Below are 12553 nucleotides of genomic sequence, written 5' to 3' on the forward strand. Positions count from 1 at the left end.
ATTCTAAGCCGAAGGATGAGGATATAAATTTATATCACTTTCACAGCATGAACTCATAAAACCAAGTTTCACGGGTACATCATAAATTCTTTGACCACCCAAAAAAGGATATCGATGATCGCCGTGCAAAGGTATTAACCCCGGCACAATCACTCGCACAACACAGAAGCCAGCATCACGAATGTCACAAGTAGTAAGATCGCGATAAAATATATCAAAACCGTGTTTTCGGATTTCCTTGATACAAAATTCCAATATCTCGCCAGGTTTTTCGTATTGTTTGTTCCTTCTAAAAATCTTTTTTCCTGATTTGTTTTTCTTTAAAAAGGAAAAAGCCTTTTTCACCAGATCGTTTCGACGGGTATACAATTGTCCATGATCATCAAAGCTTCTTATATTGGAAAAATCGCGCCGGCAATTCCATTTTGGTTCTTTTTGATAAGAATATCGGATCCAGGGGGGAAGTTGAGAAACTTCAAGTAAAGCTTTTTTTAACGATTCTTCCATTGTTATACGGGTACCACAGCCGACTCCAATAATTTTTCCTATTTCAATCTGCCCTTCAAGAATAACCATAGCTGTGGGGATTTTTATATCCAATGTAATGTCGTAGAAGGTATATTTGAAATTATTTACACAAAACTTCGATTTAAAAAATTTATCAAGCAACCTGAAATTCTGAATATTCAATCGTGGTGGTGTAAGTTTACTCAACCATATAATCGTAAATGCATCACGTTCTATGATTTCATACAGTGCATTTAGAAGTGCAAAATCACGGGATGGTCCTGCAGCCAATCCTGTTGAAGTAATGGGGCAAATTGGAATTTCTTCTTTCCGCCGGGAAAACGGAAGGAAAATTGTTTGAGCAGGAACAAACACTTCTTCTTTGTTAACAAGTGAAAAAACTTTTACCCAGCTGATACGGCTCTCTTCGGTGAATTTCTTGTAAGGGAAGCCTTTCAGTTTGTATTGCCTTTCACTGAAGAGCGCAAATTTGTCCGGGTGAACAACATTTGTTCTTTTAGAAAGATTTTTATAACTATCAAAAATCAACTCTTCTGGATTATATATTGCACAACAATAACGTTCTATCGCCTCTCCGATTGAAGCAATATAAGCGTTTTCTTTTTTGCACCCAGCAGCTCCGCCTCTCTCCGGGGCTTGATGCAAAAAAAATCTTGATGTATCGGTTTTTTCTGTTCCGAATGAGAAAGTTTCAGGATCAAAATGCTGAGTAAAAGCGGGATAGATACCTTTTATAACACCGCTCCGTGAGGAAATCAATCTCTTCGCTTTTTTTATCATTATAGTATAATGAGATTCAGTCATTTTTATCACTATATACTTCAGCAATAGGTTCGAGCCACGGAAGTCGAAAACTATCTTCCCTAACACCGCACACCGGGCAGCGGGGAAGTTTAAGGACATCGTGTGTTTCAAAACTGAAATCAATTTGGTTAACAATAAGATAGCGACTGAAAGTTATTGGCGACTCAAAACCCGTTATGTACTTTATGATTTCCATAATCGCCAAGTTGGCAAGCACTTTATCTAAACTCTTTAAACACGGCGTATCTTTATTGACTCTTTTTTTTCGAAGGTAATTTTCATAGGCGATATATTCGTCATAAAAATCAAGATTCGCCTTAATACGGAGATCTAAACATTTAAAACATGCAGTAAGAAAAGGGACCACGAGTGGACCGACAATACCACTTGCCACACCGTTTTTACGTAAAAAGAAACAAGGTTTTTCGGTCGTTACAGCAAACTCGTTTACTTCCTCACAAAAGGATGGATCAAAAGCATCCATACAAACAACAATCAGGGTAATTTTCTCACATATTTTTTTATCGTTTAGATAAATTCGCTGTTTTGAATCTTTTTTATATATTTTCGTCGCCGATAGAAATCTGTTCTCTTTGAGCGCCCGACTGTCATCGCATACAAAAATCTTCTGAAACCCGGAAGCATATAATGATTCAATCATTTCAAAGGCAAGATTGCCATAATTTACCACACAAATTACGGAATCGGTGATCATCTTTTGCATAACCATTGGTTTTTTTGACCATAAACTGAAGAAATTGATTTGATCCCGGAATTTCCTATATTTTCTTTTATTTATTGTTTCTGCATCAATCAGAAAATCCTTCAGTTTATCAAGTACCAAACTCACTATTTTTCTATTAAGCCGGGTTTTGCTAATTATCTCTTTTATTGTATACTTACCATTCAGATAAGGCAGAATTTTTGTTAAATAGTCAGCAGATTCGCCTTTAAGTTTGTAGACGAAATCGTCCTCACCGATTCGAATTTGATATTCATTCTTATTCAGTGGAAAAAAGTGAACAAACTCCTTTATTTGAGGTCGTGTAAATTTTTCTTTCAAGCAGAACCTCCTCTTTAGTTATATATAGGGAAGATCATATCGGAGGGAATATGCCTAATTCGCTTCTGAATTGCAGTTACAGTTACAGCAACAGCAACAAAAAACCGGAATTCCTGGAAGCGTTATTTTTGATTCAATGATTTCTAATTCGAGATCTATTTTCTTCATAATCATCACCTCCTTTCTTTTGTTAAATCATTCATTCTATGATCTTCCCTATATTTTTATCATACGAAAAAATCGAACCAAAAAAATAGTCCAGAAAGCAATACTCGCAAACCCATATAAAAAGTAAATTATCTGTCTGCTTTTCGTGAAACCGTAATTCCCTTTTTTAAAAAAATGGAGCACATACTCCCTTGTTTGATTTAGAAGATGAGTACAATTAAATAATTCAGAAAGTATACTGTGTCCATCATTCGGAAAAAATGGAATAATATTCAGTATGATCTTTATAAATATTCCAAATAGAATAAAAGATAATAATGGGGAGTGAAAGAAGATAAAATTCACCAGATAAATGGTACTATAGAAAATCGTCTCATAATAAAGTCCTGACGCCCTGATTAATAATCGTTCTTTTTTAGAATGCAACCAAACATCCGGACAGGTTATGAAAAATAGTGGTATAAAAAAAAGTAATTTAATACCAAATGACTTCACCTTAATCCGATAATAATAACATGCCGAGATATGACCGACTTCATGGAAAAATGACGTTATATAAAGTAATAGAATCAATACAACAACATTAGACGCTTGTAATCGGATATCCGTCTTACCATATCGAAAATCCATTATTGTATGGAAAAGACAAAAGGCAATTATTAATAAATTTATTACTATTATCCACTTTTTGATAAAAAATTTTGTGTATTTAAAAATAACATCAGTAAATTTTTCGACATTTAAATCCAATAAATCGAGGGATAACATAGATTTTCTATTTTCTTTTTCTAGATTAAAATTTTTTTCTTCTAATAAATGAAAATCAGCCAGTTTTTTTATAAAAGCAAGCAGCGTCTCTTTATCAATTTCATAATTGAGCTTTTCCTCCGCCAAAGCTAAAATCTCATCGATAGGATGCATGCCATTCATCTGTTTTAAAATATAAAACTCCGGTGCTTTAAAACGATATAAATTTCCTGAAAGTTCATCCTCAAGAAGAAAGTACTCCTGTGCCGTCTTTTTAAATTTTATATCGTTTCTCAATTTAGGATATTCAATTTCAGTTAAATTCATCAATAATCACCCTTTTAGTAACCGCAATACTATACTTGCAATTTTTGTGCCAGAATTTTGTCCTGAAATTTCAAGACTTTTTTCTGGGTTTGTGACATTTTTGTCACAGATTTTTTGAAAAAAATGGGCTAAAATCGCTCAACGCTTTATTTTACAATACTTTGCCGTTGTGACATTTTTGTCAGTGGTTTTGACATAAAATGTCAAAACCCCAAAAATCAGCCGATTTTGAACAAAGATTTTTAAAATCTCCCGAAATCACAGGGATTATTTCAATCTGCTGCTCTTAGAAGTACACCAGATATTTCACCTTAACCGCACCTACCTGATTCTGTAATCTAAGACTGCCATTCTGATTTGTGCGATAGTCATTTAAGGCAATGTAGAGCCAGGACTTGGGTTTGAAGTTGTAAGTAAAGAGAAAGCCAAACCGATTGGTCAAAAATTCCATATCTTTAACTCTCGTCTCCGGCATGGTAAACACAGCTTCGTTAAAAATTCCAAATTTCATCCTGGGTGTAATCGTAAAATCTATCCTCGGTGTTGCCATGGGCCAGACGGCAATGATAGTATTGGTCGTATCCCACTCAACCCAGAAGTTTGAATTCACTTCTAATGAAACCCGGGGTATTATTGGCCAATAAAACCCATGATAGGTATTTGCCTGAAAGGCAAGAAAATCCCGGCGATAGTTATAGGAGTAATTAATATTACCACCAAACCAGAAATCGCAACGTGGACTATTGCCCCAAATTGAAAGATTCATCCCCCGACTTAAATAATCCGTATTTGCCTCATGATACATACCACCACGCAATACTATACTGCATCCCCAATTATTCCGAAATTTGGGATTAAATATCAAAAAACCCGATTTTGACCAATCATTTTTCTCGCCCGGCTCCTGGAACAAAGAAAATCCACTGCCAAACCAGAGTGTGCTCAATGCACCTTTTTGGTACTGTAAAAATGGTCCACTAAAGATCGTCAGTTCTTTTATCCCGACCCAGGGAACATAGCCGACATCACCAACATCAAATGAGTCATAAATAACCCCAGTACTTGCCATTGTCAAAAAGTTTTTGATAAAACCAAAATAACCTGAAGAGAACGCCCACCCTCTTTTTTCGCTTTTATCACTCATTGCCGTTTGAATGATGAACTGATTCGGACCTGAACGATACGCACCATCAAAACCAATTGCATAATTATAAGTATCACTATTTACTGCTGTACCACTGAAGAGTACCCCTAAGTCTGAAGCAGACAAGACCTTATACTTTGCCCTTAATACACCAAAACCACGAGCCGGCTCAATTAGAGTATCATTATGCATTATCCTGTCAGTATATGCACCAAAAAGCCCGTAATTCAATCTTTCTGACTTGCTCGTGAGTTTCAAACCACCAATTATCCGCACTACTTCACTATTTATTGATTTACCTATCCTCCGCGAATAGAAAATCCTTAAAGGTTTAAAAAAACCTGCGCCCTGACCAAAGTCTGACATCCGAAAGATATCTGCACCCTCAAGGAAAAACGGCCTTCGCTCATTCAGATAGGTCTCATATTGGGTTAAATTCAAAGTAAATGGATCTGATTCAATCTGGGCAAAGTCAGGGAATGCGGTGGCATTGAGTGTCGTCTGAGGTGTAAGGTCCCATTTGAGATTCAGACTACCACTGAATTTGGTATCGGTCTCAATAGTATCCCTGTCACGGCGCAAAAAACCCTCAGGATAGACTTCAAAATAATAACCCATTGCCTGGGGATTGATATTTTTTAATGTCCCAAATTTTGAAACGAGCATCCCCTCCTTCTGCAAAACCTCGGTCCAGTAATCGCTCTCCTGATTTGCTGAGATATATCGCTGAAAATTTATTCCCCATTCAGAAAGGCCCTTTTTATAGCGAATGGACTTAAAAGGGATCTTTATCTCCACTTCATAACGGTCATCATAGACTTTTACTGCGTAATCCCAGACCCCGTTCCAGGAAGTGTCAAATAACCTGCCGTCATCCAGAATCCAACCATCTTCATACAAACCACTGATATATACCACAAAACAGTAGGCGGTCGTCTTAATAGCAAATGGGTCTAAATATATCATGACCGCATCGTCATTTGAACTTAAGCGGTTCACAGGTTTAATATTCTTTGTCCAGCAACGAAATGCCACATAGAGATTATCTCTATCCTGCCTGAGATAGACCACGGTTTCATCTGAAGGTGGACTTTTTTCATAAGGAGAACTCTGCACAAAACCACCTGTTGAATCTCCTGTCAACCAGGACTCTTCAATAAATCCATCAATTTTTGGTGTTTTTTCAATGTATTGAGATATAATAACTTTTTTATTAAGATTTAAAAATAGGAAAGAGAAATATAGCAGATTCAGCATCTGAATTTCCTTACAAGGTTTTAGAGTTCGACAAATTATGCTTCGGTATCATCAAGGCTAATAAAAATGCAGCCACAATAGGAAAAGCCGCGAGCATTATCAATGTGCTGATATTAACAAACCGCGTTAAAAACCCAACAATAACGGAGAACATAATTTGTGCAACCGCTTCCACCCATGAAACAAAAGAAAGTACTGATGCCCTCATATCGTCAGGTATACGCTCATTTAAAATTCTTGCTCTTAGAGGTGATGAAGTACCAAGTGTGAAATGATAAACTAAAAATGCCATTAACGAAAAAATTGCATTTTGAAAATAGCCGGTAACAAACAGAGCAACACCACCAAGACTTATAAACAGAGCGAATAATTTTGTATATTCACTTATCCTTGCAAAGAATTTCTTTAATACCCAATTGCCTAATATTCCACAGAGTATAAATAATGTAAAAACGCCGCCCAAATATTTGATGTCTTCAGTGTTTAGTTTACTTAAAATTAACGGCTGCCAGTAGATAAAAGGCACCATTGCAGCACATATAAACAAAACAGTAATTATTAATATCAGCAATATTCCTCGATTCTTAACGGCAAACATTAAGGTAGTTTTAGCATGCATAAAAAAACTTTTGATACTTTCAGCTTTCACTTTTTCTTTTAATCGGGTGGAGGAAATAGGACTGACCATTAAAAATGTAATTCCAAGGGCGAAATATATTATTGAAGACAGCAGATAAGGAGCAAACTGAATTATTGGGTAAATCAAAGCGCCTGTAATCCCCCCTACTATTTTGCAGATTGACATTGCTATTCCTAATTCCGCATAGAAACTGGACAACCTCTTCTTTATGCCTGAATCAGTAGCGAGAATCCACGCCGTAAACGAACCTGTTGCAAATGCGGTCCCTAATGAACCAATAATAATGGCAATAATAAATGAAAAAAAATTGTTAGCAAAGACAATTATAGAACATGAGAAACTTAATAAAAAGTAAGAAATAACAACAGATAACGCATTTCCATATCTATCTGCAAAGATACCTGTGGGAAATTCAGTTAATAAAATCGTAGCGCCTGATACACCACTTAAATAGCCGATCTGCTCTAAGTTTAATCCGCGCGAGAGATAGAAAATAGTATTAATAGAAAGAGAAAGGGCAACGGCGAAATTGCCTGCACATCTAAATAGAAAATAGAATCTTTCATATTTGCTTCGGCTTTTGTCAAAGAGATACTGAACCATAATATCTGTCTAACAACCTTTGAGTAGCTAATTTAGTAAGCTGACAGCGATACTCCATAATCTTAGGTGTCTTCCTTGATTTGAAAAATTCTCTGGTTATGTAGCAACCACCTTTGCATAAACCTTCTATCTCGCAGTTCTTGCAGGATTCAATATTATATGTTAAATTTTCTTTGATCATTGTTTATTAAACCTAGATTCGCATTCATACGAAATGTTGATTTTGAATTCTGTCGGTAAATATGATTCACCAACTTAGCTACTTGCACTACTGTAGCCTTTCAAACAAAGATAAAAAAGTTTTCTGGAGATAAAAAAGCCAATAAAGATGTAAAAAATTGTAAAAAGAGCTAAAATTTGATAGTTTTCTATCGTCTTCAATATCACTGCCGCCGGTAAATTTGCAATTAGTATAACCGGTATTAGAAAAGTAAAAAAGATGCGTGATCCGTTTTTAAAAATACTCGCGGGATATGATGCATATCGCAGAAATTCACTTTGCATCCAGTATAAAGCAGTAACCTCAACAAAAAGAAACGACAATAACATTATAGAAAGTCCTAATAAATATCTTAAAATCACACCTCCCAGCACAAATATAGTAAACATTATGATCTGTCCAGATGATGGCACTAATTTCATCTGACTTAACGAATGTATAAGAAAATAACACGGTATGGGTAGCAACAAAAATGATTTCACATCAAAGTATCGTACTGAACAAATGAATTGAACATCAACGGGTTTACACAAAAGATGGTCTAAATCACCCGTGCGAATAAGCCTGGGGAATTTGTTAAAGTTCTGTGCAAAGAAAGATTGATAAAGATATATTATAATCTGATTGGTAGCAACCAAGAAATATGTTTGATGAACGCTCCATCCGTTGATCGTTTTAATATGGTGATAAATTATATCAAAAAAAAGCACAGTAAAAAAGAACCACAGCGTGTTGCTAATAAGTTGTAGTAAAAAATTAATCGAAAATTCCATTTCTCTAATAACAGAATTTTTTATAAACCGCCATAAAAGTATTCGGTATTTATGCATCTATCCTCCGTAAGCTTGGTATTTTTTTGTCCCAGCTCGCCACAGAAAATATGCGCTGAAGCAAAAAACAATAATCCAGACTGCTTCCACAAAAATCCCCACAAAAATTTCGGAAGGCATAAGGTTACCAAGGTATGTTTCGATCGGAAAATTCAGAAGATATTTAAACGGTAAAAAAGAGAAAAATTTCTGTAAAAATTCTGGGAAGAGACTAAGCGGCAGCAGAGCTCCAGCAGAAATAGGTACGATTATATCTAAAAACGTTTGAAGTGAACTGATTTCTTCAATCCAGAATGCAGTAAGGCTTATTGTAAAAGTAAGCAAAAAACTTAAAATAAAAGAGAGGAAAAGCACAATAAAAAAGTATAGATAGTTCGAAAAAACCGAGGGAAAAAAGAATTTTTTCAAGAAAAGCTGATCAAATATTGCTAAAATGACAACAGTCATTGGAATATATTGTATATTAGCCCCAATTTTAATTGATAAAGAATGTCCAAAATAACTATAAGGTTTTACAAGATAATTAGAAAGTCGTCCTTCCCTAATATCATTTGCAATTTCATAATTTACACCAGCATAGAATACGTCCCGGAGAAGAATGACTAAAATATAATATGTTACAATCTTTATGTTAGTATAATCACCAATGAAGTTTACTTCAGTAAAGATACTGTCCCACAAAAGAAATATAAATATCAACGGCAAAGTAATTACCAGTATACTGGCAATATAGTGCGTTCTATATTCAACGCTTTCCTTGAGTAGGTTATCAATTATTTTTAAATTTACCTGTATCTTCATAAATCCTTTTAATCGCATCCTCTAATTGTAGTTTGTCAATCGTTATCTCTTCTACTTCATTTTTCTGCAGAATATAACTAATTACATCTTTAAGTTTCACTGTAGGTATTTTAATTACATAATAATTTTTATTGTGTGACAGTACAACACCGATTTTTTCTACATCGGTGTGTTGTTTTTTAAATCTAATACGAATAACCGATTCCTGTAATAATGTTTTTAGAATTTCTTCTTTTTTGCCATCAAAAATTATTTGACCATCGTCAACGATGATAATACGATTACAAATACTTTCGATATCTTTGATGTAGTGGCTTGTTAAAATAATCGTTGCGTTATGAGTTTGATTATATTCAATCAAAAATTTTCTTATTACATCCTGTGCTATAATATCAAGTCCAATTGTAGGTTCATCGAGAAAAATAATTTTAGGCGCATGCAATAAAGATGCGATAAGTTCCATTTTCATCCGTTCACCAAGGGAAAGCTTTCGGACAGGAATGTGAATTTTATCACCGATATCCAGTAATTCAGTCAGTTCTTTCAGCCGTTCATTAAAAGCTTTATGGTGAATACTATAAATTTCTTTATTAAGTAAAAAAGTTTCCATTGCAGGAATATCCCACCATAGTTGACTTTTCTGGCCCATTATAAAAGCAATATTTTTAAGGAATTCTTTATTACGTTTATAAGGGACAAAATCCATAATGCGGACATTACCTTTTGTCGGATATAGAATGCCAGACAATATTTTAAGGGTCGTTGTCTTGCCGGCACCATTGGGGCCAATGTATCCAAGTAATTCACCTTTTTCTACTTTAAAGGAAATTTTATTTAAAGCAACTACTGATTCGTACTTCCTGAAGAAAAAATCTTTTAAGCTATTTAAAAATCCAGGCTTTTTCTTGTGGACTTTGTATATTTTTATCAGATCATTAACTTCTATAATAATAGACATTTATAGCCTCAAAAATTCTTTCACAGAAATGGATGATGCATCCATTGTATCTGGGAATAACCGCGCTCTATTATATTTAATTTTTATAGCCTCTGGTAAATAATTATAAAAGAAAGAAAACATACAATCAACTTTCTCACGGTTGTTATTGAATAATAACGACTGTTGTGCACAACCACCAAGGCATAAAGGTAAATATTTACATTTTTTACACCTTTTTTCTTTTTCCCACGGAATAGGATAAAAATCTTGTGATAATCTTCTGAATATAGGACTAAAAGATTGTCTAATATTCCCTATAAAACCAGCTTTGGTTCCAACAAGGCTTGCGCACTTGTATATATCTCCTTTGTAATCAATAAAAAAATTTTTCATCGTGCGATAAGAACAAAAACCGCTGCTAATTGGGTCAACTATTCTAAATTTTTCTCGTAATGCCGCAGAATATAATACCGTAAATATATCAGCGATTTCCTTACCATGGAGTTGATTTTTAACAAAGTAGGTAGGATTATCTGCTTGTGGTCCCTGTTTAACAACTGCAAAAACAACGCTGAATCTATCGTATTTTTGCATCTTTTTTGTAGATAGAAATTTAATAAGATCTATTATATATGAATAATTTATCCGATCGATATTAACTGACATAATAACAGTCATACCTTTATCTAAAGCATTTCTAATATTATTAAAAATTATCTGAAAAGTACCTTTACCATTACAAAAAGGTCTTCTTGAGTTATGAATCTTTGCAATACCATCAATTGTGCACATGATTTTATTAAAATTGTATTCTTTCAACATAGCAACGATTTTACTTGAAAGCAAAGTTCCATTTGTTACAACTGAAAAAACTTTTTTTAATGCATATTTTTCTGCTACCTGATTTATTTCTTTAGCTACACTGCTCAAAATTTGAGGGAATAACAACGGTTCTCCCCCGTGGAAGCAAAAATCAAGTGTTTTCGGTGACCAAATTGTAACTAAATTTGTAACCCATTTCATCAAATCAGCAACTAAATTTTCAGACATATGTTTATCTTCAACCTTTCTATCATTTATACCCTCTTCATAACAATATACACAGGCGCAATTACAACTGTATGTCGGCAGAAAACTAATCGCTACCACGTCTGTTAATAACCGATACCGCTCAAACCAATATTTTAAAACCCTTAACTCATTGATTTCTTTTTCTACCAGTATATTTAATTCAAGCAATGCTGTCAATAATTTGTGTGAAATTGAATTTATGTTATCATACTTAATTTTATTCCGCACGGTATTGGGAAGCATCAATAAGCTATTTTGTAAGGTATTAAAAACCAACGAATATTTCTCTGATGGATAATCAACTACCCAGATATTATACCTTGATTCTTTAAGTTCATACATAGATTACTTTCCAGAAGTTTTGAATAAGGAGGCTTCTTCAAATAAACTTCTTTGAAGCCTCCTTTAATACCTGATTTTTTAATTCGGACATCGCTGTGTACGCTGATTACAACCCGGGAAAATATCAGCATTAACCAATAAAGGTAAACCAATTGAAATAATTATGAGGAAAGTGTTGTTTTCTTTTATTATCATCTTTATCACCCCCTTTCGGATCTCAAATTTTCAGAACTTTTTATTATCAAAATCAGCCTTCAGATTTAATAAAATTTGGCTTTTAGTAACCGCAATACTATACTTGCAATTTTTGTGCCAGAATTTTGTCCTGAAATTTCAAGACTTTTTTCTGGGTTTGTGACATTTTTGTCACAGATTTTTTGAAAAAAATGGGTTAAAACCGCTCAACGCTTTATTTTACAATACTTTGCCGTTGTGACATTTTTGTCAGTGGTTTTGACATAAAATGTCAAAACCCCAAAAATCAGCCGATTTTGAACAAAGATTTTTAAAATCTCCCGAAATCACGGGGATTATTTCAATCTGCTGCTCTTAGAAGTACACCAGATATTTCACCTTAACCGCACCTACCTGATTCTGTAATCTAAGACTGCCATTCTGAGCTGTGCGATAGTCGTTTAAGGCAATGTAGAGCCAGGACTTGGGTTTGAAGTTGTAAGTAAAGAGAAAGCCAAACCGATTGGTCAAAAATTCTGTCTTGCCAAAATCTGTGCCTGGTGTGGTCAAGACAAACTCATTGAAGATTCCAAAACTCATCCTGGGGATTGATCTTCTTTTAGGAAAGAAAAATATAGCAGATTCAGCGCCTGTAATCCCCCCTAATATTTTGCAGATTGACATTGCTATTCCTAATTCCGCATAGAAACTGGACAACCTCTTCTTTATGCCTGAATCAGTAGCGAGAATCCACGCCGTAAACGAACCTGTTGCAAATGCGGTCCCTAATGAACCAATAATAATGGCAATAATAAATGAAAAAAAATTGTTAGCAAAGACAATTATAGAACATGAGAAACTTAATAAAAAGTAAGAAATAACAACAGATAACGC

General features: G+C 34.4%; 9 protein-coding genes. All 9 read right to left on the reverse strand.

The window, feature by feature from the left end; genetic code table 11:
- Nucleotides 1-3 precede the first annotated feature (3 nt).
- Nucleotides 4-1431 carry a hypothetical protein gene (locus ENI34_05050; GenBank protein HEC78495.1) on the reverse strand — a complete coding sequence of 476 codons (1428 nt, stop codon included), beginning with the start codon at nt 1429-1431 and terminating at the stop codon, nt 4-6.
- Complete coding sequence (locus ENI34_05055) at nt 1325-2395, reverse strand: TOMM precursor leader peptide-binding protein (protein HEC78496.1); 1071 nt, start codon at nt 2393-2395, stop codon at nt 1325-1327. The genes ENI34_05050 and ENI34_05055 overlap by 107 nt, the downstream gene beginning before the upstream one ends.
- 216 nt (nt 2396-2611) lie before the next feature.
- Nucleotides 2612-3637 carry a PqqD family protein gene (locus ENI34_05060; protein ID HEC78497.1) on the reverse strand — a complete coding sequence of 342 codons (1026 nt, stop codon included), beginning with the start codon at nt 3635-3637 and terminating at the stop codon, nt 2612-2614.
- 286 nt (nt 3638-3923) lie between these two features.
- Nucleotides 3924-6038 (reverse strand): hypothetical protein, encoded by a 2115-nt coding sequence (locus tag ENI34_05065; GenBank protein HEC78498.1) that lies wholly within the window; start codon nt 6036-6038, stop codon nt 3924-3926.
- A 10-nt stretch (nt 6039-6048) separates the two neighbouring features.
- A complete protein-coding gene (locus ENI34_05070) occupies nt 6049-7281 on the reverse strand; it encodes an MFS transporter (GenBank protein HEC78499.1) in 1233 nt (410 codons plus the stop codon).
- Between the two features lie 255 nt (nt 7282-7536).
- Complete coding sequence (locus ENI34_05075) at nt 7537-8331, reverse strand: hypothetical protein (GenBank protein HEC78500.1); 795 nt, start codon at nt 8329-8331, stop codon at nt 7537-7539.
- Nucleotides 8332-9150 carry a hypothetical protein gene (locus ENI34_05080; protein HEC78501.1) on the reverse strand — a complete coding sequence of 273 codons (819 nt, stop codon included), beginning with the start codon at nt 9148-9150 and terminating at the stop codon, nt 8332-8334.
- Nucleotides 9101-10090, reverse strand: a complete 990-nt coding sequence (locus tag ENI34_05085; protein HEC78502.1) for an ATP-binding cassette domain-containing protein — start codon at nt 10088-10090, stop codon at nt 9101-9103. The genes ENI34_05080 and ENI34_05085 overlap by 50 nt, the downstream gene beginning before the upstream one ends.
- Nucleotides 10091-11485, reverse strand: a complete 1395-nt coding sequence (locus ENI34_05090; protein HEC78503.1) for an SPASM domain-containing protein — start codon at nt 11483-11485, stop codon at nt 10091-10093.
- Nucleotides 11486-12553: the final 1068 nt, after the last annotated feature.

It is taken from the genome of candidate division WOR-3 bacterium, from assembly GCA_011052815.1.
Taxonomy (GTDB): domain Bacteria; phylum Hydrothermota; class Tepidihabitantia; order SM23-42; family SM23-42; genus DRIG01.